We start from the raw sequence: 25,126 nt of genomic DNA, 5'->3' as shown, positions 1-25,126 counted from the left end.
ATCCGGGCACCCGCCGTCGCGGGGGTCGGGCGCCAGCCCGTGTCGCTTTGGCACTCTACCTATGAGAGTGCCAGCCGCTCAACCTGGTCCCCGGGTGGGTGACCGGAGGCCGGACCGCCCCGTGCGCCACGCTGTGCGGGTGGACGCAGAACCCGGGGAGCAGACCGCCGAGACGGTGCGCCAGCTGCGCGCGCTGGCCACCCCCGACGGAACGGCGGCGCTGTCCCGCGCGGCGGCGCTGCTGGCCGACGGGGTCGACGCGGTCGCCGCGCTGACCCGCCTGCGGGCCGAGGTCGGCACGGACCTGGCCGGGCCGGCGTGGGGCATCGCCCGCCAGCGGGAGAAGGCGCGGCCGGCCTTCGGCGCCGACGCCGACCGGCTGCTGTTCACCTCCGACGCGCTCGAGCAGGCCGGCCGCCCGGAGCTCGCCGCCCGCCGCGCGGCCCGCCTGCTGGCCGGCGGTGCCGACTCCGTCGCCGACCTCGGCTGCGCGGCGGGCACCGACACGATCGCCCTCGCCCGCGCCGGGGCCCGGGTGCTGGCGGTGGACGTCGACCCGGTGGCCCGCGAGCTCACCGCCCTGAACGTCGAGGCGCTCGGCGTCGCCGACGACGTCTGGGTGGTGGCCGGCGACGCCGTCGAGCTCGTGGCGGCCGCGCGGGGCGGCGAGGTGGCCGGGTGCGGCGCCGCCGTCCTCGACCCGGCCCGCCGCGCCGGGGGCCGCCGTCAGCTGGACCCCGACCGCTGGTCCCCGCCGTGGTCGACGGTGGTGACGCTGCTCGACCGGGTGCCGACGTCGGTGGTCAAGGTGGCGCCCGGGCTGGACCACGACCGGGTGCCCGAGGGCGTCGAGGCCGAGTGGGTCTCGGTCGGCGGCTCGATCGTCGAGGCGCTGCTGTGGGGGCCGGCGGTGGCCACCACCTGGCGGCGGGCCACGGTGGTCACCGGCGGGCAGGTGCACGAGCTGACCGCGGACGCCGATCCCGGCCCGGCCCCGGCCGGCCCGGTGCGCGCCTGGCTGCACGAGCCCGACCCCGCGGTCATCCGCTCCGGCCTGATCTCGCTGGTGGCCGCCGAGCTCGGCGCGACGCTGGTCGACCCCACCATCGCCTACCTCACCTCCGACGCCCGCGCCGACGTCCCCTGGGTCCGCTCCTACCGGGTCGACGAGGTGCTGCCGTTCAACCTCAAGAAGCTCCGGGCGCTGCTGCGCGAGCGCGGCATCGGCCGGGTCGTGGTGAAGAAGCGCGGCTCGGCGATCGAGCCGGAGACCCTCGCGCGCCAGCTCCGCACCGACGCCTCCGGGACGGCGACCGTCGTCGTCACCCGCGTCGCGGGCGCCCCCACCGCGCTGGTCTGCGACGTCACCGGCTGACGGCGGTCCAGGTCAGGTCCCGGCGCATGCACACCCGCGGCCACCGGTCCAGGCCGTGCGCCGCTTCGCGCTCGCGGATCGCCCGCAGACCCGGCGTCCAGTCCCGCTCGTCCAGGACGCGGAACCCGTAGCGGCGGTAGTAGGGCGCGTTCCACGGCACGTCCTCGAAGGTGGTCAGGGTGAGCGCCGCGAGGCCGGCCGACGCGGCGTGCGTGGCGGCGTGCTCGAGCAGCGCCCGGCCCACGCCCCGGCCGGCAGCCGCAGGGTGCACCGACACCTGCTCGACGTGCAGCGCGCCGTCCACCGGCTCGGCGAGGAGGTAGGCCACCGGCCCGCTCCCCGCGTCGACCACCACCCAGGCCAGCCCGGCCCGCCGGTAGCGGTCGAGCTCGCCGACCGGCAGCGGGTCGTCCGCGGCGATCTCCGGCATCCCGACATCGGCGAAGGCCTGCCCCGCGGCCCGCTCGATCTCCTGCGCCGCCGTCAGCTCCCCCGGCGCCAGGGGTCGGATTCCCGGAGGCGGGGGCACGTCACCGGCTGACGACGTCGATCGGCAGCGAGCTGTCCGCGCCCAGGTCCGGGGCCGAGGGTGCGACCCCGGCGGCGACCAGCCGGGAACCGAGTGCGGCGACCATCGCGCCGTTGTCGGTGCACAGCCGCGGGCTGGGCACCCGCAGCACGATGCCGGCCGCCGCGCACCGCTCCTCGGCGAGCGCCCGCAGCCGGGAGTTGGCCGCCACCCCCCCGCCGAGCACCAGGTGGTCCACGCCGTGGTCCCGGCAGGCGCGCACGGCCTTCGCGGTCAGCACGTCGGCGACCGCCTCCTGGAACGAGGCCGCCACGTCGGCCACCGGCACCGGCTCGCCGGCCCGCTCCCGGGCCTCGACCCACCGCGCGACGGCGGTCTTCAGGCCCGAGAACGAGAAGTCGTAGGCCGCGTCGCGGGGGCCGGTCAGCCCGCGTGGGAACGCGATCGCGCGGGCGTCGCCCTCGCGGGCGGCGCGGTCGACCGGTGGCCCGCCGGGGAACGGCAGGCCGAGCACCCGCGCCACCTTGTCGAACGCCTCCCCCGCCGCGTCGTCGATCGTGCGGCCGAGCGACTGCACCTCCTGCGCGAGGTCGGGCACCAGCAGCAGCGAGCTGTGGCCCCCGGAGACGAGCATCGCGATCGACGGCTCGGCCAGCGGCCCGTGCTGCAGCTCGTCGACGGCGACGTGCGCGGCCAGGTGGTTCACCCCGTACAGCGGCTTGCCCAGCGCCAGCGCGTAGGCCTTGGCCGCCGCGACGCCGACCAGGAGGGCGCCGGTGAGCCCGGGGCCGGAGGTGACGGCGACCGCGTCGACGTCGGAGGCGGCGATGCCGGCGTCGGCGAGCGCCCGGTGCACGGTCGGCACCATGGCCTCCAGGTGCGCCCGCGACGCGATCTCCGGCACCACCCCGCCGAAGCGCTCGTGCTCCGCCATGGAGGTGGCCAGGGCGTCGGCGAGCAGCGTGTGCCCCCGGACGATGCCCACGCCCGTCTCGTCGCACGACGTCTCGAACCCCAGCACGATCGGCTCGTTCACGGCCGCCCCCTCTTCATGACCACCGCATCGGTGCCGCTGGGCTGGTAGTACCTCGGCCGGCGGCCGACCTCGGCGAACCCGCGCCGCCGGTACAGCCCCTGCGCGACCTCGTTGTCCGCGCGCACCTCCAGCAGCACCACCGGGCTGCGCCGCCGGTCTGCCTCGGCCAGCAGCGCGTCGAGCAGCGCCGCCCCGACGCCCTCGCCCTGCCGCGCGGCCGCCACCCCGATGGTGGCCACGTGCGCCTCGTCGTCGTAGGCGATCAGCCCGGCGTACCCGACGACGGCGCCGCCGTCGTCGGCCACCAGGTAGTGCCGGGTGGCGGTCTGCGCCAGCTCGTCGCGGTACATCGCGGCCGTCCAGGTGTCGGGGGCGAAGAGCTCCTCCTCGAGCTCCATCACCCGCGGCAGGTCGGCCAGGACCATCGGGCGCAGCCGCGTCGCCGGGCGCGGCCGGGTCATCGCGTCACCGGCTTGATCGACGTCGGCGGGACGGCGTCGGGGCGGCGCAGGTACAGCGGCACCAGCGGTGCGGCCGAACCCGGGTCGGCCAGCTGCGGCGCGGCGGCGCGGAGCAGCCCGGCGGTGGTGACGTCGGCCGGGGTGACCGGCGCGCCGAGCCGCTCGGCGAAGGCCGGGTCGCCGGTGAACGGGCCGGGCAGCCCCAGCTCCTCCGGCCGGGCGACCGCCGGACCCTCGACCCGGGTCCCGTCGGTGGCGTAGGCGGCCCAGTAGGTCTCCTTGCGGCGCGCGTCGGTGACCACCGTTCGTGCGCCGGTGCCCACGGCATCCAGCGAGCAGACGCCGACGGCCGGGATGCCGCGGGCGTCGGCGAGCGCCGCCGCGGTGACGACGCCGACCCGCAGCCCGGTGAACGGCCCCGGCCCGAGGCCGGTGACCACCGCCTCGACCGCGCCGATCGCGAGGCCGGCGTCGGCGAGCACGCCCTCGATCGCGGGGGTGAGCAGCTCGGCGTGCTTCGTGCCCGACGGCACGGCCCGCTCGGCGAGCACGGTGACGCCGTCGCCGGCCGACCAGCGGGCCAGCCCGGCGACGAGCGTCGGGGTAGCGGTGTCGAGCGCGAGGACCAGCACGACCGGTCAGCGTAGGCGAGCGCCCGCCGGCACCTCGTGGACGATCTCCAGGCCGTCCTCCTCGTCGATCTGCTCGCCCACGACGACGAAGCCCGCACCGAGCACGAGATCCCGGGAGGCGACGTTCGCCGGGGCGACCGAGGCGCGCACGGTCGTGACCGCCGGCTCGTCGGCCGCCCACGCCAGGAGCGCCCGCAGGGCGGCCCGCGCGTACCCCTGCCGCCGGTGCGCCGGATCGATCGAGTAGCCGACCTCGACCATCCCCGAGGCGTCCGGAGGCCCGTGGAACCCGGCCCGGCCGACCGTCAGCTCCCGCTCCGGGTCGCGGACCACCCGGGTGACCCAGCGGGCGCTGGCCGGATCGGCCACGACCTGCTCGGCCCGGATGCGCCAGACCCAGCGGCACTCCGCACCGGCGAGGTAGGGGGTCAGCGGCACCGGCGCCGCCGCCTGCGCCGCGGCCAGGTCGCCGTCGGCCAGCGCCCGCAGCGCCGCCGGCGACAGCTCGACCAGCTCCACCCGTCGCTCCACGGGCGGCAGGCTAGCGGCGGCCCGTTGCTCCCGGCCCCACCGGGCGCTAGCGTCGCCGCCGTGACTGCCGGGTCGGCCTCGAGCCACGAGCGAGTCAGGGTCCCGGCTCTCCGGTGACCTCCGGGCGGCCGAGAGGGCCGCCCGTCCGAGCACCGCGCTGCCGTGCTCCCCCGCCGCGCCGCCGCGCGGCCTGCTCCCGTGCCCGCGCCCGAGCGCGATCGGCCCGCCCCTGCAGTCCCCTCTCCGGAAGGATCCCCATGCCCAGCCCCACCGCCCTGCACCACATGATCGTCCTGGTCGAGCACCGCGACGCCGCCGCCGCCTGGTTCGTCGAGCTGCTCGACCTGCGCCCCCCGTGGGAGAACGGCTTCTTCCAGTCGGTCCAGCTCGACGACGAGCTGGTGCTGAACTTCGCCGCCGCCCCGGCGCCGGTCGAGCCCCAGCACTACGCCTTCCTCGTCGCCGACGAGCGGTTCGACGCCATCCAGGCCCGCTTCGACGCCGACGGGACGCCGTACCAGGCCGATCCGCCGGGGCGCCGTCCCGGCGAGGTGGGTGCGGTCAACCCCGACGGCTCCGGCCGGCGGATGTACTTCCGCGGACCGAGCGGGCACCTGCTGGAGGTGCTGACGGCCCGGTACACCGACGTCCCCGCCGGGTCGGCGGCCGGCTGAGCCGCGGCGTCAGCCGACGTCGAGCCGGGCGGTCCAACCGGGGCCGTGCGGCACCAGCAGGGCGGTGCGGACGTCGTCGTCCCGCCGGTCCAGGCGCACCTCGAGGTGCTCCTCGGCCAGCTGCTCGACCAGCCCCTGCCCCCACTCGACCACGGTCACCGACTCCTCCGTCGAGGCGTCGAGGTCCAGGTCGTCGACGTCAGCGGCGCCGCCCAGCCGGTAGGCGTCGACGTGCACCAGCGGGATCCGCCCGCCCCGGTGCACCCGCGCGATCACGAACGTGGGCGAGGTGACCGGCTCCCGGACGCCGAGCCCCGCGCCGATCCCCTGGGTGAGGGCGGTCTTGCCCGCACCCAGGGGCCCGACGAGCACCAGGAGGTCGCCGGGGCGGGCCGCGGCGGCCAGCTCCCGGCCGAGGGCGTGCGTGTCGGCGAGCGTGGGCAGCAGGTGCTCGCGCTTCACGCCGCCGCCCCGAGCGAGGCGGCGACCGCGGTCAGGTCGGCCAGCAGCCCGGCGCGGGGGGCGCCGTTCGGGCCGAAGCGGATGGCCGCCGACGGGTGGTAGGTGGCCCAGACAGCCCGGCCGCCGACCTCGTGCGCGCGGCCCCGGACGCCGGCCAGCACGGTGCGCGGGCCGAGGAACCACTTGGCCGACGACAGGCCCAGGGCGACGACGACCGGGGCGTCGAGCAGCTCCAGCTGCCGGCGCAGCCACCCGCTGCAGCGGGCCACCTCCGGCGCCTTCGGCGTCCGGTTGGCCGGCGGGCGGCACTTGACCACGTTCAGCACGGCCGCCTCCCCGCGGTCGAGCCCGGCCTCGGCCAGCAGCTGGTCCAGCAGGGCGCCGGACCTCCCGACGAAGGGCCGGCCGGTCTCGTCCTCCGTGGCGCCCGGCGCCTCGCCGACCAGCACGAAGCGGGGGCGGCCGGTGGCCGGCACGTCGCCGACCACGACGTGCTGCCGGGCCGCCGCGAGCTCCGGGCAGGCGACGCACGGCCGCGCGGCCGCGGCGAGGGCCGGCCAGTCCGGGGCGGCCGCGGCGGCGCGGGCCACCTCCTCGGCGGCGGCGTCGAACCGGGGCGGACGGGGGGCGGCCACCCGGGCACCCTAACCGCGTCCCGCCGACGGCCGCCGGGGCCGGTCAGCCGGGCGTGCCCGCCGACCGCGCCGCGACGACCCGGCGCAGCAGCCGGCTGAGCGCGCCGCTGACCTCCTCCGGCGCCTCCAGGAGCACCATGTGCCCCGAGCCCGGGACCACGACGTACTCGACGGCGTTCTCCCCGGTCGACGGCAGCCGCTCGACGATCAGGTCGCTGTGCTCCTTGGGGATCATCGTGTCCCGGTCGCCGGTGAGGACGAGCGTGGGCACCCGGCCCAGCGGCTCCAGCCGCCCGGTCTCGTCGAGCCCGGCCAGCGCCGGGTAGAACTCGGCGATGACGTCGACCGGGGTGCCGGCGATCATCGCGTCGACGTAGCGGACGAGCGCGGGGTCGACGTCGGCCGAGCCGAACGACAGCGCCTTGGTCACCGCGGACACCAGCTCGGCGGCGACCCGCCGGGTGCGCTCGGCGAACCCCGGCCGGTGCCGCATGGTCCAGGCGGCGACGGGCAGGACCGCGGCCCGCACGCGGGTCAGCATCTCGGGCAGGCCGAAGGTCAGCTCCGCGAGGTTGCCGCTGGACGTCGACAGCAGCGCGGCGCCCACGACCCGGCCGCCGAACAGGTCCGGGTTCGTCGCGGCCAGGCCCATGATCGTCATGCCGCCCATGGAGTGGCCGACCAGGACGACCGGCCCGCGCGGCGCCCGCGCGGCGACGACGGCCGCCAGGTCCGCGGCCAGCTGCTCGATGGTGGAGTTCGCGGCCGCTCCCCGGCCCGAGGACCCGTGGCCGCGCTGGTCGTAGAAGACCAGCCGCACCTGCGGCCGGTGCCCGTTCTCCGTCGCCAGCTCCGCGGCCAGCGACCGCCGCTGGAAGGCCCACGAGGCCATCGACAGGGTGTAGCCGTGGACGAAGACGACGGTGAGCGGGGCGTCGCGCGGGCCGATCTCCTCCACCGACAGCAGCACGCCGTCGTCGGCCCGGACGAGGGCGGTCCGGTCGGCGGGCCGCCCCTCGCCGCCGAGCGGATCGGTCTGGCGCAGCTGACCGGCCGACACGGTCTCGTCGTGCTGCGCGGCCGGCCCCAGCTCGGCCGCGCGCACCCGCCGGGCGGCGATCCGGCTGACGGCCACCCCGGCGGCGGTACCGGCCGCGGCCAGCCCGACGACGGCGCCGAGCACACCGGCGGTGCGCCCGCGGGAGTGCTTGCCCGCGGCTGGGCGCTCGCGCCGCATCAGACCGCCCCCGCCGAGCCGACGTAGCGGCGGGCGAAGCGGCCGCCGATCCGGGTGACCAGCTCGTAGTGGATGGTGCCGACGGCGTCGGCCCAGTCCTGGGCGGTGGGCTCCCCGTGCTCGCCCGGGCCCCAGAGGACGACCGGGTCGCCGGGTGCCACCAGGTCGTCGCCGACGTCGAGGACGAACTGGTCCATGCACACCCGCCCGGCGATGGTCCGCACGGCTCCGGCGGCGAGCACCGGGGCGTGGTTGCCCCCGGCCCGGGGCACCCCGTCGGCGTACCCCACCGGCACCAGCGCCAGCGAAGTCTCCGCGGACGTCGCGTACGTGTGCCCGTAGGACACCCCCGCCCCCGCCGGCACCCGCTTGACCAGGGCGACGTCGGCCCGGACCGTCATCGCCGGCCGGAGGCCGTGGTCGGCGGCGTTCCCCCCGAGCGGGTCCAGCCCGTAGACGGCGACGCCCGGGCGGACCATGTCGTACCAGGTGTCCGGCAGCGCGATCGTGGCCGCCGAGTTGGCCAGGTGCCGGCGCGCGTCGGTGAGGCCGGCGGCGCGGGCCAGCGCCACCCCCTCCTCGAACACCCGGACCTGCGCGCCGATCGTGGGGTGCATCGGGGCATCGGCGTAGGCCAGGTGGCTCCACAGCCCCACGACCGTGACGTCACCGTCGGCCTGGGCCTGGGCAGCGGCGGCCACGAGGGCCGGCCACTCGGTCACCGGCGCCCCCTCGCGCGAGAGCCCGGTGTCCAGGAACAGGTGCAGCCGGGCCGGGCGGCCGGTGGCCCGCGCGGCGGCGACCACCTCGGCCAGCGCCCAGCCGGCGTTGACCGACACCTCCACGTCGGCGGCCAGCGCCCCGGCGTAGTCGGCCCCCGGCCCGTGCAGCCAGGCGAGCACCGGCGAGGTGATCCCGGCGGCGCGCAGCGCCAGCGCCTCGTGCAGGACGGCGACGCCGAGCTGGTCGGCCCCGCCCGCGAGCGCCGCGCGGGCGGCCGGCACCAGCCCGTGGCCGTAGCCGTCCGCCTTCACCACCGCGATCAGCGGCCGGCCGACCCGCCCCCGCAGCACCGCGGTGTTCGCCGCGATGGCGTCCAGGTCGACGACCACCTCGGCTCCGGTCCCGTTCGTCACGGTCCCGAGTCTGGCAGGCCGCCGGGCCGCTGCCCCCGCACCCGGCTGATCGCCTCGGGGAGGTGCCGCACCAGGTCGCCGGCGAGCAGCGGGCCCGCGGCCGCCGCGGCCTGGCCGGCGCGGCCGTGCACGTGCGCGGCCACCGCGGCGGCCTCCCCCGCCGGCAGCCCGCCGGCCAGCAGCGCGCCGGCGATGCCGGACAGCACGTCGCCGGTGCCGGCGGTGGCCAGCCACGGGGTGCCGGTGCCGTTGACGAAGGCGGTGCCCGCCGGGTCGGCGACCACGGTCGCCTCCCCCTTGAGCAGGACGACGGCGCCCAGGTCGGCCGCGAGGGCGCGCGCGGCACCGAGGCGGTCGGCCCCCACCTCGCTCCCGAACCGGGCGAACTCCCGCTCGTGCGGGGTCAGGACGGTCGGCGCGGCGCGGCGGCGGACCAGCTGCGGCTCGCGGGCGAGCATGGTCAGCGCGTCGGCGTCCACGAGCACCGGCAGGTCGGTCGCCAGGACCTCGGCGAGGACGCTGCGGGCGTCGTCGTCGGTGCCCATGCCCGGGCCCACCACCCAGGCCTGCACCCGCCCGGCGTCCCCGGGCCGGCCGTCGGTCACGATCGCCTCGGGCCAGGCCGAGCGGACGCCGTCGGCCGCCGTCCCGGCGTAGCGCACGAGCCCGGGACGGGTGCGCAGGGCCGCACCGGTGCAGAGGACGCCGGCCCCCGGGTAGATCGCCGATCCGGCGACGACGCCCACCACGCCCTGGGAGTACTTGTCGTCGTCGGCGTCGGGCAGCGGCAGGCGGGCGGCGGCGTCGGCGTCGGTGAGCTGGGAGGTCGAGGCCGCCGGGAGGTGCTCCGCGAGGCCGATGTCGACCAGGTGCAGCTCGCCGGTGTACCCCCGCCCGGCACCCACGACCAGGCCGGGCTTCACCGCGCCGAACGTGACGGTCTGGGTCGCCGGGAAGGCCGCACCCTCCACCGCCCCGGTGTCGGCGTCGACCCCGCTCGGCACGTCCACGGCCACCATGAGCGCCGGGCCGGCTGCGGCCCGCTGGACCAGCGCGGCAGCGGGCGCCCGGAGGCTCCCGGACCCGCCGATGCCCACGATCCCGTCGAGCACCAGGTCGGCCCGGTCCAGCGCCGGGCCGGCCGCCTCCGGGGCGAGGGTGCGGCCACCCGCGCGCCGGAACGCGGCGAGCCCGGCCGGGTGCGCCCGCTCCGGGTCGAGCAGGACGGCGGTGACGCGGGCCCCGCGGGACGCCAGCCGCGCGCCCGCGTGCAGGGCGTCGCCCCCGTTGCCCCCGGCGCCGACCAGCAGCACCACCCGGCTGCCGTAGGCCTGCCCGAGCAGGCGCAGGCACACGGTGGCCAGCCCGGTGGCGGCCCGCTGCATCAGGGCGCCCTCGGGGAGCGCCGCCAGGAGCGGCGCCTCAGCCGCGCGGACCTCCGCGACGGTGTGCAGCCCGATCACGATGCCCTCCTCCTGCCGGACCTCGCCGGCCCGGTCACGTGGCCTCCCGCGCCAGGCCCTCGGCGACCACGACCGCCGAGGCGATGCCGCCGTCGTGGCTCAGCGAGACGTGCCACCCGGTGACCCCCAGCTGGGCCGCCCGCCCGGCCACCGAGCCCCGCACCTCCAGGTGCGGCCGGCCGTGCTCCCCCACGGTCACCTCGGCGTCGTGCCAGTGCAGGTCACCGGGTGCGCCCAGCGCCTTGGCCAGCGCCTCCTTGGCCGCGAACCGGGCGGCCAGCGACTCGCCGGTGCGCGGGGACCCCGACGGGGTGCGCTGCTCACCGGAGGTGAACAGCCGGTCCCGCAGCCCCGGCGTCCGGTCCAGCGAGGCCGCGAAGCGGTCCACCGGCACCACGTCGATCCCGACTCCGATGATCACGGAGCCAGTTTGCCGCCCCACCGTCGTCCTGGCTCACCGTGCAGGGTCCTGGCTCACCGTCGACGGTGAGCCAGGACCCGGGATGATCAGGTCACCTGATCATCGACGGGGCTACTCGACGGTGACGGACTTCGCCAGGTTCCGCGGCTGGTCGACGTCGTACCCGCGGGTGTCGGCGATCTCGCAGGCCAGGATCTGCAGCGGCACGGTGGTGACCACCGGGGCGAGCAGCGTGGGGGTGCGCGGCACCCGGACGAGGTGGTCGGCGTAGGGCACGACGTCGTCGTCGCCCTCCTCGGCGATCACGATCGTGCGCGCGCCGCGGGCCCGGACCTCCTGGATGTTGGAGACCACCTTGCCGTGCACCGAGTTCCGGCTGCGCGGGGACGGGACCACCACGATGACCGGCGTGCCCTCCTCGATGACCGCGATGGGCCCGTGCTTGAGCTCGCCGGCCGCGAACCCCTCGGCGTGGATGTAGGCCAGCTCCTTGAGCTTCAGCGCACCTTCCAGCGCCACGGGGAAGCCGACGTGGCGGCCCAGGAACAGGATCGTGTCGGCGTCGGCCAGCGACCGGGCCAGCTCGCGCACCGGCTCCATGGTCTCCAGCACCTGCGCCACCGCGTCCGGCAGCTGCCGCAGGTCGTCGACGATCGCGGCGATCTCGTCCTCGTACTTCACGCCGCGGACCTGGGCGAGGAAGAGGCCGACCAGGTAGCAGGCCACGATCTGCGCCAGGAACGCCTTGGTCGAGGCGACCGCGATCTCCGGGCCGGCGTGGGTGTAGAGGACGGCGTCGGACTCGCGGGGGATCGTCGAGCCGTTGGCGTTGCAGATCGCCAGGACGCGGGCCTTCTGGTCCTTGGCGTGCCGGAGCGCCATCAGGGTGTCCATGGTCTCCCCGGACTGGCTGATGACCACGACGAGGGTCGAGCGGTCGAGCACCGGGTCGCGGTAGCGGAACTCGCTGGCGACCTCGACCTCGACGGGGATCCGCGTCCAGTGCTCGATCGCGTACTTGGCGATCAGCCCCGCGTGGTAGCTGGTGCCACAGGAGACGACGAAGATCTTGTCGATGTCGCGCAGCTCCTGGTCGGACAGCCGCACCTCGTCGAGGACCAGCTCGCCATCCTCGCCGAGCCGGCCCAGGAGGGTGTCGGCGATGGCCTGCGGCTGCTCGGCGATCTCCTTGAGCATGAACCAGTCGTAGCCGCCCTTCTCGGCGGCGGCGGCGTCCCAGTCGACCGTGTAGGCGGTGGGCTCGGCGGGCGCGCCGTCGAAGCCGGTCACGGTCAGGCCCCGGGTGCGGTCGAGCTCGACCACCTGGTCCTGCCCGAGCTCGCGGGCCTGGCGGGTGTGCCCGATGAAGGCCGCGACGTCGGAGCCCAGGAAGTACTCGGCCGTGCCGTCGGCGGTCTCGCCGACGCCCACGACCAGGGGGCTGCTGCGCCGGGCGGCGACCAGCGTGTCGGGCTCGGCGGTGTGCGTGGCGACGAGGGTGTAGGCGCCCTCCAGCCGCCGGCAGACCGTCCGCATCGCCTCGGCCAGTCGGCCCGGCCCCTCCGGCGTGGTCCCGTAGACGGCGGCCAGCAGGTGCGCGACCACCTCGGTGTCGGTCTCCGAGGTGAACTCGATCCCGTCGGCCTCGCACTCGGCGCGCAGGGCGGCGAAGTTCTCGATGATCCCGTTGTGGATCACCGCGACCGAGCCGTCGGCGGAGACGTGCGGGTGGGCGTTGCGATCGGTCGGGCCCCCGTGGGTGGCCCACCGGGTGTGCCCGATGCCGATGGTGGCGGGGGGCAGCGGGGAGTCGGCCAGCACCTTCTCCAGGTTGGCCAGCTTGCCGGCCTTCTTGGCCGAGCTCAGCTCCCCAGCGGCGACGACGGCGATGCCCGCCGAGTCGTAACCGCGGTACTCGAGCCGGCGGAGCCCTTCGAGGACGACGCCCACGGCGTCCTGAGGACCGACGTAACCCACGATGCCGCACATTGCACCGAGAGTACCGGGAGCCGGGCCCCGGACATGTCCGCTCGGGGCTCCGGCGGCCCCGACGAGTGAGGTCGGTCGGGGCGGGTCAGCCCACGGCCGCGACGACGGCGACCAGCCGCCGGGCGACGGTGTCGGCCTGCTCCTGCGTCGGCGCCTCGACCATCACGCGCACCAGCTGCTCGGTGCCGGAGGGACGCAGCAGCACCCGGCCGGAGTCGCCGAGCTCGGCCTCCACCTGGTTCACCGCGGCGGCCACCTCGTCGCTCGCGGCGACGGCGAGCCGGTCGGTGACGGGCACGTTGATCAGCACCTGGGGCAGCCGCTGCACGACCGCGGCCAGCTCGGCCAGCGACCTGCCGGTCTCGGCCATGCGGGACAGCAGTGCGAGCCCGGTCAGCAGGCCGTCACCGGTGGTCGCGTGCTCGAGGAACACGAGGTGGCCGCTCTGCTCGCCACCGAGGCTCAGGTCCTGGGCCCGCAGCGCCTCGAGGACGTACCGGTCGCCGACCGCCGTGGTGCGCACCGCGATGCCGGCGTCGCGCATGGTGTGGTGGAACCCGAGGTTGCTCATCACCGTCGCGACGACCGTGTCGGCCTTGAGCGCCCCGCGCTCGTGCAGCGCCAGCGCGCACACGGCGAGGATGGCGTCGCCGTCGACGACGTCCCCGGCGGCGGTCACGGCCAGGCAGCGGTCGGCGTCGCCGTCGTGCGCGATGCCGATGTCGGCCCCGCGCTCCCGGACCGCCGCGATCAGGGGCTCCAGGTGCGTGGAGCCGATCCCGTCGTTGATGTTCCACCCGTCGGGGGCGCAGCCGATGGCGTGCACGGTGGCCCCGGCGCGGCGGTAGACCTCCGGCGCCGCGACCGCGGCCGCGCCGTGGGCCGCGTCGACGACGACGGACAGGCCGGTGAGCGGCCGGTCGACGGTCGAGAGCAGGTGCCCGACGTAGCTGTCGGTGCCGTCGGCCAGCGCCCGCACCCGCCCGACCGCCGCGCCGGTGGGCCGGTGCCCGTCGGAGGAGCCGGTGGTGACGGTGTGCTCGATGGCGGCCTCGACCGCGTCGGGCAGCTTGTGGCCGCCCCGGCTGAAGAGCTTGATGCCGTTGTCGGGCATCGGGTTGTGGCTGGCCGAGATCATGATGCCGAGATCGGCATCGCTGCGGCCGGTCAGCCAGGCCAGCGCCGGCGTCGGGACCACCCCGGCGAGGAGCACCTCGGCCCCCGCGCTCGCGAGGCCTGCGACGACCGCGGCCTCGAGCATCTCCCCGCTCGCGCGGGGATCGCGGCCGACGACCGCGACGGGACGCGAGGTCCCGTCGCGGTCGGCGAGCACGCCTGCGGCGGCACGGGCCACCGAGAGGGCCAGCTCCGGCGTGAGGTCGGCGTTGGCCCGCCCCCGGACACCGTCGGTCCCGAAGAGTCTCCCCCCCATGGCCGGCGCAGCCGTGCCGGTCAGCGCTTGGAGTACTGAGGCGCCTTGCGGGCCTTCTTGAGCCCGTACTTCTTCCGCTCCTTGACCCGCGGGTCGCGGGTGAGGAAGCCGGCCTTCTTCAGCGCCGGGCGGTCCTCTGCCTCGACCTCGATGAGGGCGCGGGCGATGGCCAGGCGCAGCGCGCCGGCCTGGCCGGTCACGCCGCCACCCTTGAGCAGGCCGACGACGTCGTACTGCTCGGCCTTCTCGAGGGTCACGAACGGCTCACGGATGAGCTGCTGGTGCACCTTGTTCGGGAAGTACTCCTCGAGGGTGCGGCCGTTGAGCTTGAACTGGCCGGTGCCGGGCAGCAGCCGCACGCGGACGACGGCTTCCTTGCGCCGGCCGACGGTCTGGACCGGACGCCCCTCGGCGTCGGTCACGGTCAGTGCACTCGTCACTGGGCCACCTGCTTGATCTCGTAGGACTGGGGCTGCTGCGCAGCGTGCGGGTGCTCGGGGCCGGCGTAGACCTTGAGCTTCTTGAGCATCTGCCGACCGAGGCTGTTGTGCGGCAGCATGCCCTTGATCGCGCGCTCGATGACGCGGTCGGGGTGCGTGCGCAGCTGGTCGCCGACGTTGATGGTCTTGAGGCCACCCGGGTGACCGGAGTGGCGGTAGGCGACCTTGTCGTCCCGCTTCGACCCGGTGAGGGCGACCTTGCCGGCGTTGACGATGACGACGAAGTCGCCGACGTCCACGTGCGGGGCGTACTGGGGCTTGTGCTTGCCGCGCAGGAGCTGCGCGGTCTGGCTGGCCAGTCGACCGAGCACCACATCGGTGGCGTCGATGACGAGCCAGGCCCGGTCGACCTGACCGGGCTTGGGGGTGTACGTGCGCACGGCGCTCGTGTCCTCCGTCGTCGTCGGGATGGCTGGTGGGATCGCCTCGCCGAGCACGGGAGACGGATCTGCACGCGCGGCACCAGCCGGCACACGCGCCAACCGGACACGATACCAGCGCCCGTCAGACGACCTCGCGCAGCCGCCCGGTCCCGACGTCGTAGACGGTGCCGCGCACCTCGCGCGAGAGCAGGTACGGGCAGTCGCGGATCAGCCGCATGGACTCCCGCACGTCGGCGTCGACGTCGGTGAAGGTCCGCGCCGCCCACGGCGGCCGCCGGCCGGTGGCCTGCTCGACCGCGTCCGCGAAGCTGACGTCGTCGGTGGACTGCAGACCGCACTCGGTGTGGTGCACCAGCACGATCTCGCGGGTGCCGAGCGCGTGCTGCGACAGGGTCAGCGACCGGATGACGTCCTCGGTGATGACGCCGCCGGCGTTGCGGATGACGTGCGCGTCACCGACCTCCAGCCCCAGGACGCCGAACAGCGGGATGCGCGAGTCCATGCACGCCACGACGGCGACCTTGCGGGCCGGCCGCACCGGCCTGCTCCCCGGGAAGCGCTCCGCCCACTGCTCGTTCGCCTCGAGCATCCGGTCGATCTCGGCCATTCCGCCCTCCGTGTCCTCGTCGTGCCGGGGGGACAGTAACCGGTGGCCGGGGACGTGGCCCGGCGGCCGATCGGCCAGGATGGGCGGGTGCGCACGGTCGAGGAACACCAGGCGGTGGTGAACGCCCTGCTGCCCGCGTCGCCCGAGGAGCAGGTCCCGCTCGCGGCGGCCCACGGCCGGGTGCTGGCCCGGGACGTGGTGGCGCGGGTTCCGCTGCCCGGCTTCGACAACTCGGCGATGGACGGCTACGCCGCCCGCTGGTCGGAGGTCGGCGGGGCGGCCGGCGCGCCGGTCCGCCTGCCGGTGGCCGAGGACATCCCCGCCGGGCGCACCGACGTCGTCCCCCTCGAGGCGGGCACGGTGCACCGCATCATGACCGGCGCCCCGCTCCCACCGGGCGCCGACGTCGTCGTCCCCGTGGAGCTGACCGACGGCGGCACCGACGTGGTGGAGCTGCGCGACAGCCCGCCGGCCGGCAGCCACCTGCGGCGGGCCGGGGAGGACATCGCCGCGGGCACCGTCGCGCTCGCCGCCGGCCGGCCGCTGGGCGCCGCCCAGCTCGGCCTGGCCGCCGCCGTCGGGGTGACCGAGCTGCCGGTGCGGCGCCGTCCCCGGGTCCTGGTCCTCTCCACCGGCAGCGAGCTGGTCGCCCCCGGTGAGGAGCTGCAGCCGGGGCAGATCTACGAGTCCAACTCGGCCCTCCTCGCCGCGGCCGTCGACGAGGCCGGGGGCATCCCCCGCCGGCTGCACTTCGTCCCGGACGACGTCGACCAGTTCCTGGCCACCGTGCGCGCCGAGCTCGCGACGGCCGACCTGCTGATCACCAGCGGCGGCGTGAGCGCCGGCGCCTACGAGGTGGTGAAGGACGCCTTCCGGACGCTGGGCACCGTGGAGTTCGGCAAGGTGGCGATGCAGCCCGGCGGGCCGCAGGGCGCCGGCACGGTCGACGGCGTCCCCGTCGTCACCCTGCCCGGGAACCCGGTGAGCGCCTTCGTGTCCTTCGAGGTGTTCGTCCGGCCGGCGCTGCGCCGGGCGCTGGGGCACGCCTCCCCCGACCGGCTGCGGGTACCCGCCCGGCTCGCGGGGTCGCTGCGCTCGCCCGCCGGACGCCGCCAGTTCCTGCGCGGCCGCTACGAGAGCGGGGTGGTGTCGCAGGTCGGCGGCCCCGGCTCGCACCTGGTGGCGCACCTGGCCCGCGCCAACTGCCTGGTCGTCGTCCCGGAGGACGTCACCGAACTTCCCGCCGGCGCCGAGGTCGACGTCGTCCTGATCGAAGGAGCGCTCCAGTGAGCGAAGCCCGGCTCACCCACGTCGACGAGAGCGGCGCCGCCCGCATGGTCGACGTCAGCGCCAAGGCGGTCACCGCCCGGGAGGCCACCGCGGCCGGCCGGGTGCTGGTGAGCGCCGAGGTGGTCGACCTGCTGCGGGGGAAGGGCGTGCCCAAGGGCGACGCGGTCGCCGTGGCCCGCATCGCCGGGATCGCCGGGGCGAAGCGGACGCCGGACCTCGTGCCGCTGTGCCACCCCATCGCGCTGCACGGCGTCACCGTCGACATCGAGGTCACCGACGACGCCGTCGAGATCACCGCCACCGCACGCACCGCCGACCGCACCGGCGTGGAGATGGAGGCGCTGACCTCGGTCGCCGTCGCCGGGCTGACGATGATCGACATGGTCAAGGCCGTCGACCCGCGGGCGTCGATCACCGACGTGCGGCTGCTCCGCAAGAGCGGCGGCAAGAGCGGGGAGTGGACCCGGTGAGCGAGCTGCCTCCCGACGCCCGGGCGCTGGTGCTGACGGCCTCCAACCGGGCCTACGCCGGCGTCTACGAGGACCGCAGCGGGCAGGCGCTCGCCGCCGGCCTGCGCGACCTGGGCTTCGCCGTCGAGGGGCCGCACGTGCGCCCCGACGACGAGGCCGAGCTGGCGGCCGTCCTCCGGGCGGCGGTCGACCTCGGCGTCGACCTGGTGGTCACCACCGGCGGCACCGGCCTCTCCCCCACCGACGTCACCCCGGAGGCCACCCGCGCCGTCCTCGAGCGGGAGGCGCCCGGCCTCGCCGAGGCCGTCCGCCGCTACGGCGCCGACAACGGAGTGCCCACCGCGGTCCTCTCCCGCGGCCTCGCCGGCACCGCGGCGCGCACGCTCATCGTCAACCTGCCCGGCTCCACCGGCGGGGTGAAGGACGGGCTCGCCGTCCTGGGCCCGCTGCTCCCCCACGTGGTCAGCCAGCTGCGCGGCGGCGACCACTGACCTACTCGGGCAGGACGATCCGCTCGGTGTGCGTGTAGACGTTGCAGCCGTCGCCGCGCAGGAAGCCGACCAGCGTGATGCCGACCTCGCGCGCCAGCTCCACCGCCAGCGACGACGGCGCCGACACCGCTGCCAGCACCGGGATGCCGGCCATGGCCGCCTTCTGGGTGAGCTCGAAGCTGGCCCGGCCGCTCACCATGAGCACCTGCCCGGCGAGCGGGAGCCGGCCCTCCCGGACGCCGGCCCCCACGACCTTGTCCACGGCGTTGTGCCGGCCGACGTCCTCCCGCAGCGTGCGCAGCTCGCCGCCGGCCGAGAACAGGCCCGCCGCGTGCAGGCCCCCGGTCTTGTCGAACACCTGCTGCTCGGCCCGCAGCCGGTCGGGGAGGGCCAGCAGGACCTCCAGCGGCAGCCGGACGGCGTCGGCGGCGACGTCGTAGGCGGTCTTGGTGCGGATCGCGTCGATGCTCGCCTTGCCGCAGACCCCGCAGGAGCTGGACGTGTAGAAGTTCCGCTCCAGGCCGGTGTCGGGCACCGGCACACCCGGGGCCAGGTCGACGTCGACGACGTTGTAGGTGTTGCGCCCCTCGGCGTCCACCGAGTCGCAGTAGCGCAGCCCGGCGATGTCGTCCGGCCCCCCGATGACGCCCTCGGTGGCGAGGAACCCGTGGACCAGGTCGAAGTCGTCGCCCGGCGTCCGCATGGTGACCGCCAGGGGGGTGCCGTCCAGCCGGATCTCCAGCGGCTCCTCGGCGGCGACGGCGTCCGGACGGGTGGTGCGCTGCGCACCTCGGATGCGCAGCACCGGGGTGCGGCTGGTGACTCGTCCCACGGCGAGGACGGTACCCACCGCGCGACGCCTACGGTGCTGGCATGGACCAGCTCCCGCCCTGGGCCGCCGTGGTACTGGCCGGCGGCTCGGCCACCCGGCTGGGCGGCGCGGCCAAGCCGCAGCTGCGGGTCGGGGGCCGCACGATGCTGCAGGCCGTGCTGGACGCCGTCCGGGGCGCGACGACGAGGGTCGTGGTCGGGCCTCCGCAGGACGTGCCCGCCGACGTCCTGCTCACCCGGGAGGACCCGCCCGGCGGCGGCCCGGTGGCCGCCCTCCGGGCCGGCCTGGCCGTCGTGGACACCGACGTCGTCGCGGTCCTCGCCGGGGACCTGCCCTTCGTCACGGCGGCGCTCGTCACCGACCTGCGCCGCCGGCTGACCCGCGACGGCGTGCTCGTCGTCGACGACACCGGGCGCGACCAGCTGCTCCTCGGCGTCTGGCGGACGGCGGCGCTGCGGACGGCCGTGGCCGCACCCGGCGCTCCCCGGGCCCTGCACCGGGCAGTCTCCCCGCTGGAGGTGGACCGCCACCGGCCACCGGTGACCCCCGGCGAGGTGCCGCCCTGGCTGGACTGCGACACCCCCGAGGAGCTGGCCCGGGCACGGGAGGTAGCCGAGCGCAGCGCGGGGTAGGGCTCCCGCATGCGCATCGTCCTCGCCGGAGCCCACGGGCAGGTCGCCCGTCGCCTCGGCCGCCTGCTGTCCAGCCGTGGCGACACCGTCCTCGGCCTCGTCCGCAACCCCGACCACCGGCCGGACCTGGAGTCCGACGGCGTGACCCCGGTGCTGCTGGACCTCGAGTCGGCGACCGTCGACGAGGCGGCGGAGGTGGTCTCCGGCGCCGACGCCGTGGTCTTCGCCGCCGGCGCCGGCCCGGGCAGCGGCGCCGCGCGCAAGGACACCGTCGACCGGGGCGCCGCCGTGCTGCTCGCGGACGCCGCCGAGCAGGCCGGGGTCCGGACCTACCTGCTCGTCTCCTCCATGGGCGCCGACCTGGTGGCCGACGGCGCCTCCCCCGAGGGCGTCGACGAGACGTTCACCGCCTACCTGCGCGCCAAGCTCGCCGCCGAGCAGGACCTGCTGGCCCGCCCCGCGCTCGCGGTGACCGTGCTGCGCCCGGGCAGCCTCACCGACGAGGCGGGCACCGGCCGGGTCACCCTCGACCGGCACGTGGACCGGGGAGACGTCCCCCGTGACGACGTGGCCGCCGTGCTGGCGGCCTTCCTGGAGGCGCCGCGCGACGGCGCGGTCGTGGAGCTGGTGAGCGGCCCGACGCCGGTGGCCGACGCGGTCGCGACCGTGCCGTGAGGGTCAGGCGCGGCGGGCGCGGGTGACCTCGGCGCGGGCGGCGAGCTCCGCGTCCGGCGGGTAGTCGACCGCGACCAGCGTGAGGCCGTGCGCCGGTGCCACCGGCACCTCGCTGGAGCGCTCGGTCCGCGCGAGCAGGCCCACCGGCCAGTCCAGGGGACGGCGGCCCTCCCCGACCGCGACGAGCGCGCCGACCAGGCTGCGGACCATCGAGTGGCAGAACGCGTCGGCGGACGCCTCGATCCGGACGGTGCCCGAGCCGTCGTCGCCGTCCTCCCGGGTCACGGCGAGCCTGAGGAGGGTCCTGATCGTCGTCGCGCCCTCCCGCCGGCGGCAGTAGGCGGCGTAGTCGTGCTGGCCGAGCAGCAGCGCGGCGGCCAGGTCCATGGCGGCGGCATCGAGCCGCCGCGGCCAGGCGGCCGTGTCCGACCGGCGCAGCGGGGAGGGACCGGCCGAACCGTCGGCCAGCCGGTAGACGTAGTGCCGGGCCAGCGCCCCGAAGCGGGCGTCGAACGCCGGGTGCGCCTCCTCCACCCGCGGGACCGCGATGTCGGGCGGCAGCACCCCGCGCAACCGGCGCACCAGGCGGCTCTGCTGCTCGGCCCACAGCGGGCGCGGCACGTCGCAGTGCACCACCTGCCCGGTGGCGTGCACCCCCGCGTCGGTGCGGCCGGCCACGGTCAGCGCGACGTCCCGCCGGAGCACGGTGGCCAGGCCCTGCTCCAGCTCCGCCTGCACCGTGCGCAGCGCCGGCTGGCGGGCCCAGCCGTGGAAGTCCGTGCCGTCGTACTGGACGGCCAGACGGAGACGGGCGAGCCCGCCACCGGGACCGGTGACGGGCTCGCCCGTGTCGTGCTCGCTCAGGGTCTTACTTGGGGTCCGGCGCGGACTCCCCGCCGGGAGCGTCCTGGCTGGCGGTCGCGGCATCGCCGGTCTCGGCGGCGTTGATCTCCGCCGCGGCGGCGTCGGCCAGCTCCGGCGAGAGCGCCGGGTCCTCGACGACCACGGTGTTCTGGGCGGTCGGCTCGGGGGTCACGTCGCCGTCGTCCTGGCGCTCGCCGTCCGGGTTGTAGACGTCGGTCACGACCTCCTGCGCCTCGGCGTCGACGCTGCCGTCGGTCACGGCCGGGGAGGTGTCCCCACCGGGGCCGGTGGTCTCGCCGGTGCCGTCGGTGTCCACCACGTCGGCGGTCACCTCGCCCGCGGCGGAGGCCGCGCCAGCGCCCGCGGCGAACCGGGTGCCCCGGGCGCGCTCGGCCTCGCCGACGGCCTGCTGGCCCACGGTCAGCGCCTCGACCAGCTCGATGACCGCCATCGGGGCGTTGTCGCCCTTGCGGGGGCCGATCTTGGTGATCCGGGTGTAGCCACCGGGACGGTTCTCGTAGCGGGGACCGATCTCGGCGAAGAGCGTGTGGACGACGTCCTTGTCACGGATGGTCGTCATCACCTGACGACGGGCGTGCAGGTCACCGCGCTTGGCGAAGGTCACCAGCTTCTCGGCCAGCGGACGCAGCCGCTTGGCCTTCGCCTCGGTGGTGGTGATCCGCCCGTGCTCGAACAGCGAGGTGGCCAGGTTGGCCAGCATCAGCCGCTCGTGCGCGGGGGAGCCGCCGAGACGGGGGCCCTTGGTGGGGGTGGGCATGTCGGTCCTTCCTCAGGCGGCCGGGCGCTCGCTGCCGGCTGCATCCGTGATGCTGCTGTCGTCCTTGCTGCGGTGGTGCTGCACTGCTCGTGGCGCCAGTCTCGCAGCGCCCGGCGGCCGGGCCGGGCGGCGGGTGTCCGCCGCCCGGCCCGTGCCGCTCAGAGCTGCTCGGTCTCCTGGTAGGAGCCCTCGTCGTACTGCGCCTGGTCGTAGCCGGCGGCGTACTCGCCGGTGCCCTGGTAGGCATCGGTCTCGTAGCCCTCGTCGTAGCTCTCGACCGAGGTGGGGATGAACCCGGGCGGGCTGTCCTTGAGCGCCAGGCCCATGGCCGCCAGCTTCATCTTGACCTCGTCGATGGACTTGGCCCCGAAGTTCCGGATGTCCAGCAGGTCGGCCTCGGACCGGGTCACGAGCTCCCCGACGGTGTGCACGCCCTCGCGCTTGAGGCAGTTGTAGGACCGGACGGTGAGGTCCATGTCCTCGATCGGCATCGAGAAGTTCGCGATGTCCGCGGCCTCGGCCGGGCTGGGCCCGACCTCGATGCCCTCGGCCTCGACGTTCAGCTCGCGCAGCAGGCCGAACAGCTCCACCAGGGTCGACCCGGCGGAGGCGATGGCGTCGCGCGGGGCGATCGAGGGCTTGCTCTCGACGTCGACCACGAGGCGGTCGAAGTCGGTGCGCTGCTCGACGCGGGTCGCCTCGACGGCGTAGGTCACCTTGAGGACCGGCGAGTAGATCGAGTCCACGGGGATGCGGCCGATCTCCTGGCCGGGCTGCTTGTTCTGCGGCGCGGGCACGTAGCCGCGGCCCCGCTCGACGACCAGCTCGATCTCCAGCCGGCCCTTGCCGTTCAGGGTGGCGATGTGCAGCTCGGGGTTGTGCACCTCGACGCCGGCCGGCGGCGCGATGTCCGCGGCGGTGACCTCACCGGGGCCCTGCTTGCGCAGGTACATGGTCACCGGCTCGTCGGAGTCGGAGCTGACCACGAGACCCTTGAGGTTCAGGATGATCTCGGTGACGTCCTCCTTGACGCCCGGCACGGTGGTGAACTCGTGCAGGGTGCCCTCGATGCGGATGCTGGTGACAGCCGCGCCGGGGATCGAGGACAGCAGCGTGCGCCGCAGGGAGTTGCCGAGGGTGTAGCCGAAACCCGGCTCGAGCGGCTCGATGATGAACCGCGAGCGCTGCTCCGAGATGGTCTCCTCGGTCAGCGTGGGGCGCTGTGCGATGAGCATGTGGTTCTCCTTCAGGTCCTCCGGCACCCGCCATATGACGCCGTGAGGGGGTGGTGCCGGCGGGGCGGACATCTGTCCGCCCGCCCCGCCGTCGTGCTGCTTACTTGGAGTAGAGCTCCACGATCAGCTGCTCCTGGACCGGGGTGTCGATCACCTGGCGGGCCGGGATGCTGTGGACCAGCACGCGCAGCTGGCTGCTGATGACCTCGAGCCAGGCCGGCACGGGACGCTCGCCGGCGCGGGCCTGGGCGATCTCGAACGGCAGCATCGTGCGCGACTTCTCCGCGACCTCGACGATGTCGTTCTCGCTGACCCGGTAGGACGGGATGTCGACCTTGCGGCCGTTGACCCGGAGGTGGCCGTGGCGCACCAGCTGGCGGGCCATGTCGCGGGACTCGGCGAAGCCGGCCCGGTAGACCACGTTGTCCAGCCGCGACTCGAGGATCTGCAGCAGGACCTCACCGGTCTTGCCCGTCTTGCGGTTGGCCTCTTCGTAGTAGCCGCGGAACTGCTTCTCCAGCACGCCGTAGATGCGGCGGGCCTTCTGCTTCTCGCGCAGCTGCAGCAGGTACTCGCTGTCCTTGGTGCGGCCACGGCCGTGCTCGCCCGGCGGGTACGGCCGGATCTCGATCGGGCACTTGGCGGACTCGCACTTGCTGCCCTTGAGGAACAGCTTCATCTTCTCGCGCCGGCACAGGCGGCAGTCGGCTCCGGTGTAACGGGCCACGTCTATCTACCTCTTCGTCTCGTCAGTGACCGGTCAGACCCGGCGGCGCTTCTTGGGCCGGCAGCCGTTGTGCGGCTGCGGCGTCACGTCCTGGATCTGCCCGACCTCGAGGCCGGTGGCCTGCAGCGAGCGGATGGCCGTCTCGCGACCGGAGCCAGGACCCTTCACGAAGACGTCGACCTTGCGCATGCCGTGCTCCTGCGCCTTGCGCGCGGCGTTCTCGGCAGCCATCTGCGCCGCGAACGGCGTGGACTTGCGCGAGCCCTTGAAGCCGACGTGGCCGGCGGAGGCCCAGCTGATCACGTTGCCGTTGGGGTCGGTGATCGACACGATCGTGTTGTTGAACGTGCTCTTGATGTGCGCGGCGCCGTGGGCGACGTTCTTCTTCTCCTTGCGGCGGACCTTCTTGGCACCAGCCGCGGTGCGAGCCCTGGGAGGCATGTCTCTCCGGTCTGTGTCTGTGTTCGTGGCCTTGTGGTGCTCAGACGTGTCGTCGGTCCGGCCCTACGGACCCGCGACGGCACGCCGACGTACTGGGCTCAGCGAGCCTTCTTCTTGCCCGCGATCGTCTTGCGCGGGCCCTTGCTCGAGCGCGCGTTCGTCTTCGTGCGCTGACCGTGCACCGGGAGGCCGCGACGGTGCCGCAGGCCCTGGTAGCAACCGATCTCGATCTTCCGGCGGATGTCGCCGGCGACCTCGCGCCGCAGGTCACCCTCGACGCGGAAGTGCTCGTCGATGTAGTCGCGCAGCTTCAGCAGGTCCTCGTCGCTGAGGTCCTTGGCGCGCAGGTCCGGGCTGACGCCCGTCGCGGCCAGGGTCTCCTTGGCGTGATGCCTGCCGATGCCATAGATGTAGGTGAGCGCGATCTCCATCCGCTTCTCGCGGGGCAGGTCGACGCCGGCCAGTCGTGCCATGTTCAGGTACTCCTTCAGCCCTGGCGCTGCTTGTGCCGGGCGTTGTCGCAGATGACCATGACCCGGCCGTGCCGGCGGATCACCTTGCACTTGTCGCAGATCTTCTTCACCGACGGCTGGACCTTCACCGGTGCCGGCCCTCATTTCCTCGGATCGTGGCCCGCCGCGCTCCGCCTGACGGCATCTGCACGGTCCGAGCGATTACTTGTAGCGGTAGACGATGCGACCGCGCGTGAGGTCGTAGGGCGAGAGCTCCACGACCACGCGGTCCTCGGGCAGGATGCGGATGTAGTGCTGCCGCATCTTGCCGCTGATGTGGGCGAGCACCCGGTGCCCGTTCTGCAGCTCGACCCGGAACATCGCATTGGGCAGCGGCTCGACGACGCGACCCTCGACCTCGATGGCCCCGTCCTTCTTCGCCATGCCCTACACGCGCTCCCTGACTCGGTGGTACTGGATCCTCGTGTGCCCGCGCCGGTACCCGGCTGGACGCACTCGGAGATTGCAGAACAGGTGGTGCAGGCGCTCTCGCAGAGGGCGTTCCGGATCATGCGGCCACAGCACGACAGCGGAACGGCGCTAGCGCCACAGAAGATCGTACCCCGATGTCCCACGCGTCACCAACCCGCCCCCGGGGTGACGCCGCGCACCAGGATCCGCCCACCGAACAGGACCCCGTACCAGGGCGTACCAGGCGTGGGGACGGCGGTCCCCC

General features: G+C 75.4%; 32 protein-coding genes. 7 read left to right on the top strand and 25 right to left on the bottom strand.

What is annotated here, in order from left to right:
* The first annotated feature begins 139 nt into the window (after nucleotides 1-139).
* Nucleotides 140-1,375: a class I SAM-dependent methyltransferase gene (locus tag BD833_RS03940; protein ID WP_243737429.1), complete on the top strand. Its 1,236-nt coding sequence runs from the start codon at nucleotides 140-142 to the stop codon at nucleotides 1,373-1,375.
* Here the strand turns inward: BD833_RS03940 and BD833_RS03935 are convergent.
* Genes BD833_RS03935 through BD833_RS03915 form a run of 5 tightly spaced genes read right to left on the bottom strand, consistent with a single transcriptional unit; the run spans nucleotide 1,365 to nucleotide 4,564 of the window.
* Nucleotides 1,365-1,904, bottom strand: a complete 540-nt coding sequence (locus tag BD833_RS03935) for a GNAT family N-acetyltransferase (protein ID WP_208092318.1) — start codon at nucleotides 1,902-1,904, stop codon at nucleotides 1,365-1,367. The two genes, BD833_RS03940 and BD833_RS03935, sit on opposite strands and share 11 nt — an antisense overlap.
* A 1-nt stretch (nucleotide 1,905) precedes the next feature.
* Nucleotides 1,906-2,940 (bottom strand): tRNA (adenosine(37)-N6)-threonylcarbamoyltransferase complex transferase subunit TsaD, encoded by a 1,035-nt coding sequence (gene tsaD / locus BD833_RS03930; RefSeq protein WP_166531821.1) that lies wholly within the window; start codon nucleotides 2,938-2,940, stop codon nucleotides 1,906-1,908.
* Nucleotides 2,937-3,401 (bottom strand): ribosomal protein S18-alanine N-acetyltransferase, encoded by a 465-nt coding sequence (gene rimI / locus BD833_RS03925; RefSeq protein WP_243737428.1) that lies wholly within the window; start codon nucleotides 3,399-3,401, stop codon nucleotides 2,937-2,939. Before rimI ends, tsaD begins: the two co-directional genes overlap by 4 nt.
* Nucleotides 3,398-4,033: a tRNA (adenosine(37)-N6)-threonylcarbamoyltransferase complex dimerization subunit type 1 TsaB gene (tsaB, locus tag BD833_RS03920; protein WP_166531820.1), complete on the bottom strand. Its 636-nt coding sequence runs from the start codon at nucleotides 4,031-4,033 to the stop codon at nucleotides 3,398-3,400. The genes rimI and tsaB overlap by 4 nt, the downstream gene beginning before the upstream one ends.
* A 6-nt stretch (nucleotides 4,034-4,039) precedes the next feature.
* On the bottom strand, nucleotides 4,040-4,564 hold the full coding sequence (locus tag BD833_RS03915; protein ID WP_208092317.1) for a GNAT family N-acetyltransferase: 525 nt from the start codon (nucleotides 4,562-4,564) through the stop codon (nucleotides 4,040-4,042).
* A 257-nt stretch (nucleotides 4,565-4,821) separates the two neighbouring features.
* Here BD833_RS03915 and BD833_RS03910 point away from each other — a divergent pair, with 257 nt between their 5' ends.
* Nucleotides 4,822-5,238: a VOC family protein gene (locus BD833_RS03910; RefSeq protein WP_166531819.1), complete on the top strand. Its 417-nt coding sequence runs from the start codon at nucleotides 4,822-4,824 to the stop codon at nucleotides 5,236-5,238.
* Between the two features lie 9 nt (nucleotides 5,239-5,247).
* On the opposite strand, the gene tsaE is transcribed toward BD833_RS03910, so the two are convergent.
* The 11 genes from tsaE to BD833_RS03855 all read right to left on the bottom strand — a co-directional run bounded on the left by tsaE (nucleotide 5,248) and on the right by BD833_RS03855 (nucleotide 15,503).
* Nucleotides 5,248-5,700: a tRNA (adenosine(37)-N6)-threonylcarbamoyltransferase complex ATPase subunit type 1 TsaE gene (gene tsaE, locus BD833_RS03905; RefSeq protein WP_166531818.1), complete on the bottom strand. Its 453-nt coding sequence runs from the start codon at nucleotides 5,698-5,700 to the stop codon at nucleotides 5,248-5,250.
* Complete coding sequence (locus BD833_RS03900) at nucleotides 5,697-6,335, bottom strand: uracil-DNA glycosylase (protein ID WP_166531817.1); 639 nt, start codon at nucleotides 6,333-6,335, stop codon at nucleotides 5,697-5,699. Before BD833_RS03900 ends, tsaE begins: the two co-directional genes overlap by 4 nt.
* Before the next feature lie 43 nt (nucleotides 6,336-6,378).
* Nucleotides 6,379-7,572: an alpha/beta fold hydrolase gene (locus tag BD833_RS03895; RefSeq protein ID WP_166531816.1), complete on the bottom strand. Its 1,194-nt coding sequence runs from the start codon at nucleotides 7,570-7,572 to the stop codon at nucleotides 6,379-6,381.
* Complete coding sequence (gene alr / locus BD833_RS03890) at nucleotides 7,572-8,708, bottom strand: alanine racemase (protein WP_166531815.1); 1,137 nt, start codon at nucleotides 8,706-8,708, stop codon at nucleotides 7,572-7,574. Before alr ends, BD833_RS03895 begins: the two co-directional genes overlap by 1 nt.
* Nucleotides 8,705-10,171, bottom strand: coding sequence for an NAD(P)H-hydrate dehydratase (locus BD833_RS03885; protein WP_166531814.1), 1,467 nt, complete (start codon nucleotides 10,169-10,171; stop codon nucleotides 8,705-8,707). The genes alr and BD833_RS03885 overlap by 4 nt, the downstream gene beginning before the upstream one ends.
* Nucleotides 10,172-10,205: 34 nt before the next feature.
* Complete coding sequence (locus BD833_RS03880; RefSeq protein WP_166531813.1) at nucleotides 10,206-10,592, bottom strand: holo-ACP synthase; 387 nt, start codon at nucleotides 10,590-10,592, stop codon at nucleotides 10,206-10,208.
* 111 nt (nucleotides 10,593-10,703) lie between these two features.
* Nucleotides 10,704-12,581, bottom strand: coding sequence for a glutamine--fructose-6-phosphate transaminase (isomerizing) (gene glmS / locus BD833_RS03875; RefSeq protein ID WP_166531812.1), 1,878 nt, complete (start codon nucleotides 12,579-12,581; stop codon nucleotides 10,704-10,706).
* Nucleotides 12,582-12,666: 85 nt separating this feature from the next.
* Nucleotides 12,667-14,013 (bottom strand): phosphoglucosamine mutase, encoded by a 1,347-nt coding sequence (gene glmM, locus BD833_RS03870; protein WP_166531811.1) that lies wholly within the window; start codon nucleotides 14,011-14,013, stop codon nucleotides 12,667-12,669.
* A 20-nt stretch (nucleotides 14,014-14,033) separates the two neighbouring features.
* Nucleotides 14,034-14,453, bottom strand: coding sequence for a 30S ribosomal protein S9 (rpsI, locus tag BD833_RS03865; protein WP_166531810.1), 420 nt, complete (start codon nucleotides 14,451-14,453; stop codon nucleotides 14,034-14,036).
* Nucleotides 14,450-14,893 carry a 50S ribosomal protein L13 gene (gene rplM, locus BD833_RS03860; RefSeq protein WP_166531809.1) on the bottom strand — a complete coding sequence of 148 codons (444 nt, stop codon included), beginning with the start codon at nucleotides 14,891-14,893 and terminating at the stop codon, nucleotides 14,450-14,452. Before rplM ends, rpsI begins: the two co-directional genes overlap by 4 nt.
* A 124-nt stretch (nucleotides 14,894-15,017) precedes the next feature.
* On the bottom strand, nucleotides 15,018-15,503 hold the full coding sequence (locus tag BD833_RS03855; RefSeq protein ID WP_166531808.1) for a beta-class carbonic anhydrase: 486 nt from the start codon (nucleotides 15,501-15,503) through the stop codon (nucleotides 15,018-15,020).
* Nucleotides 15,504-15,590: 87 nt separating this feature from the next.
* Here BD833_RS03855 and moeA point away from each other — a divergent pair, with 87 nt between their 5' ends.
* The 3 genes from moeA to BD833_RS03840 are packed head-to-tail and all read left to right on the top strand — an operon-like array spanning nucleotide 15,591 to nucleotide 17,754.
* Nucleotides 15,591-16,793, top strand: coding sequence for a molybdopterin molybdotransferase MoeA (moeA, locus tag BD833_RS03850; RefSeq protein WP_166531807.1), 1,203 nt, complete (start codon nucleotides 15,591-15,593; stop codon nucleotides 16,791-16,793).
* Nucleotides 16,790-17,263, top strand: coding sequence for a cyclic pyranopterin monophosphate synthase MoaC (gene moaC, locus BD833_RS03845; RefSeq protein WP_166531806.1), 474 nt, complete (start codon nucleotides 16,790-16,792; stop codon nucleotides 17,261-17,263). The genes moeA and moaC overlap by 4 nt, the downstream gene beginning before the upstream one ends.
* Complete coding sequence (locus BD833_RS03840) at nucleotides 17,260-17,754, top strand: MogA/MoaB family molybdenum cofactor biosynthesis protein (protein ID WP_208092316.1); 495 nt, start codon at nucleotides 17,260-17,262, stop codon at nucleotides 17,752-17,754. Before moaC ends, BD833_RS03840 begins: the two co-directional genes overlap by 4 nt.
* Nucleotide 17,755: 1 nt before the next feature.
* On the opposite strand, the gene fdhD is transcribed toward BD833_RS03840, so the two are convergent.
* On the bottom strand, nucleotides 17,756-18,586 hold the full coding sequence (fdhD, locus tag BD833_RS03835; protein WP_166531804.1) for a formate dehydrogenase accessory sulfurtransferase FdhD: 831 nt from the start codon (nucleotides 18,584-18,586) through the stop codon (nucleotides 17,756-17,758).
* Nucleotides 18,587-18,627: 41 nt separating this feature from the next.
* Between fdhD and mobA the strand changes: the two genes are divergently transcribed.
* Together mobA and BD833_RS03825 are read left to right on the top strand one after the other, a co-directional pair.
* Nucleotides 18,628-19,218 carry a molybdenum cofactor guanylyltransferase gene (gene mobA, locus BD833_RS03830; RefSeq protein ID WP_166531803.1) on the top strand — a complete coding sequence of 197 codons (591 nt, stop codon included), beginning with the start codon at nucleotides 18,628-18,630 and terminating at the stop codon, nucleotides 19,216-19,218.
* Nucleotides 19,219-19,227: 9 nt separating this feature from the next.
* On the top strand, nucleotides 19,228-19,893 hold the full coding sequence (locus tag BD833_RS03825) for an NAD(P)H-binding protein (protein ID WP_166531802.1): 666 nt from the start codon (nucleotides 19,228-19,230) through the stop codon (nucleotides 19,891-19,893).
* A gap of 3 nt (nucleotides 19,894-19,896) precedes the next feature.
* On the opposite strand, the gene truA is transcribed toward BD833_RS03825, so the two are convergent.
* From truA to infA, 8 genes are all read right to left on the bottom strand, one after another.
* Nucleotides 19,897-20,820, bottom strand: a complete 924-nt coding sequence (gene truA / locus BD833_RS03820; RefSeq protein WP_166531801.1) for a tRNA pseudouridine(38-40) synthase TruA — start codon at nucleotides 20,818-20,820, stop codon at nucleotides 19,897-19,899.
* Nucleotides 20,762-21,535 (bottom strand): 50S ribosomal protein L17, encoded by a 774-nt coding sequence (gene rplQ, locus BD833_RS23510; RefSeq protein WP_166531800.1) that lies wholly within the window; start codon nucleotides 21,533-21,535, stop codon nucleotides 20,762-20,764. Before rplQ ends, truA begins: the two co-directional genes overlap by 59 nt.
* A gap of 158 nt (nucleotides 21,536-21,693) precedes the next feature.
* Nucleotides 21,694-22,770, bottom strand: a complete 1,077-nt coding sequence (locus BD833_RS03810; RefSeq protein ID WP_166531799.1) for a DNA-directed RNA polymerase subunit alpha — start codon at nucleotides 22,768-22,770, stop codon at nucleotides 21,694-21,696.
* 100 nt (nucleotides 22,771-22,870) lie between these two features.
* The gene (gene rpsD, locus BD833_RS03805; RefSeq protein ID WP_166531798.1) at nucleotides 22,871-23,497 is read right to left on the bottom strand and encodes a 30S ribosomal protein S4; all 627 of its coding nucleotides are present in this window, start codon (nucleotides 23,495-23,497) and stop codon (nucleotides 22,871-22,873) included.
* Between the two features lie 33 nt (nucleotides 23,498-23,530).
* Nucleotides 23,531-23,938: a 30S ribosomal protein S11 gene (rpsK, locus tag BD833_RS03800; RefSeq protein WP_026857037.1), complete on the bottom strand. Its 408-nt coding sequence runs from the start codon at nucleotides 23,936-23,938 to the stop codon at nucleotides 23,531-23,533.
* A 98-nt stretch (nucleotides 23,939-24,036) separates the two neighbouring features.
* Nucleotides 24,037-24,411 carry a 30S ribosomal protein S13 gene (gene rpsM / locus BD833_RS03795; RefSeq protein WP_166531797.1) on the bottom strand — a complete coding sequence of 125 codons (375 nt, stop codon included), beginning with the start codon at nucleotides 24,409-24,411 and terminating at the stop codon, nucleotides 24,037-24,039.
* A gap of 14 nt (nucleotides 24,412-24,425) precedes the next feature.
* Nucleotides 24,426-24,539 carry a 50S ribosomal protein L36 gene (rpmJ, locus tag BD833_RS03790; protein WP_012950458.1) on the bottom strand — a complete coding sequence of 38 codons (114 nt, stop codon included), beginning with the start codon at nucleotides 24,537-24,539 and terminating at the stop codon, nucleotides 24,426-24,428.
* Between the two features lie 73 nt (nucleotides 24,540-24,612).
* On the bottom strand, nucleotides 24,613-24,834 hold the full coding sequence (infA, locus tag BD833_RS03785; protein WP_012950459.1) for a translation initiation factor IF-1: 222 nt from the start codon (nucleotides 24,832-24,834) through the stop codon (nucleotides 24,613-24,615).
* Nucleotides 24,835-25,126 lie beyond the last annotated feature (292 nt).

Origin of the sequence: Blastococcus xanthinilyticus, assembly GCF_008124835.1 — a bacterium.
Taxonomy (GTDB): Bacteria; Actinomycetota; Actinomycetes; order Mycobacteriales; family Geodermatophilaceae; genus Blastococcus; species Blastococcus xanthinilyticus.
This window is presented reverse-complemented; position numbering and strand designations above follow the sequence as displayed.

Bases quoted from the DNA above. Each gene is read 5' to 3' on its own strand.
- rimI (WP_243737428.1), bottom strand. From the start codon at position 3,401: ATGACCCGGCCGCGCCCGGCGACGCGGCTGCGCCCGATGGTCCTGGCC.
- BD833_RS03910 (WP_166531819.1), top strand. From the start codon at position 4,822: ATGCCCAGCCCCACCGCCCTGCACCACATGATCGTCCTGGTCGAGCAC.
- BD833_RS03895 (WP_166531816.1), bottom strand. From the start codon at position 7,572: ATGCGGCGCGAGCGCCCAGCCGCGGGCAAGCACTCCCGCGGGCGCACC.
- glmS (WP_166531812.1), bottom strand. From the start codon at position 12,581: ATGTGCGGCATCGTGGGTTACGTCGGTCCTCAGGACGCCGTGGGCGTC.
- glmM (WP_166531811.1), bottom strand. From the start codon at position 14,013: ATGGGGGGGAGACTCTTCGGGACCGACGGTGTCCGGGGGCGGGCCAAC.
- BD833_RS03855 (WP_166531808.1), bottom strand. From the start codon at position 15,503: ATGGCCGAGATCGACCGGATGCTCGAGGCGAACGAGCAGTGGGCGGAG.
- mobA (WP_166531803.1), top strand. From the start codon at position 18,628: ATGGACCAGCTCCCGCCCTGGGCCGCCGTGGTACTGGCCGGCGGCTCG.
- BD833_RS03825 (WP_166531802.1), top strand. From the start codon at position 19,228: ATGCGCATCGTCCTCGCCGGAGCCCACGGGCAGGTCGCCCGTCGCCTC.
- truA (WP_166531801.1), bottom strand. From the start codon at position 20,820: ATGCCGCGACCGCCAGCCAGGACGCTCCCGGCGGGGAGTCCGCGCCGG.
- rplQ (WP_166531800.1), bottom strand. From the start codon at position 21,535: ATGCCCACCCCCACCAAGGGCCCCCGTCTCGGCGGCTCCCCCGCGCAC.
- BD833_RS03810 (WP_166531799.1), bottom strand. From the start codon at position 22,770: ATGCTCATCGCACAGCGCCCCACGCTGACCGAGGAGACCATCTCGGAG.
- rpsK (WP_026857037.1), bottom strand. From the start codon at position 23,938: ATGCCTCCCAGGGCTCGCACCGCGGCTGGTGCCAAGAAGGTCCGCCGC.
- rpsM (WP_166531797.1), bottom strand. From the start codon at position 24,411: ATGGCACGACTGGCCGGCGTCGACCTGCCCCGCGAGAAGCGGATGGAG.
- infA (WP_012950459.1), bottom strand. From the start codon at position 24,834: ATGGCGAAGAAGGACGGGGCCATCGAGGTCGAGGGTCGCGTCGTCGAG.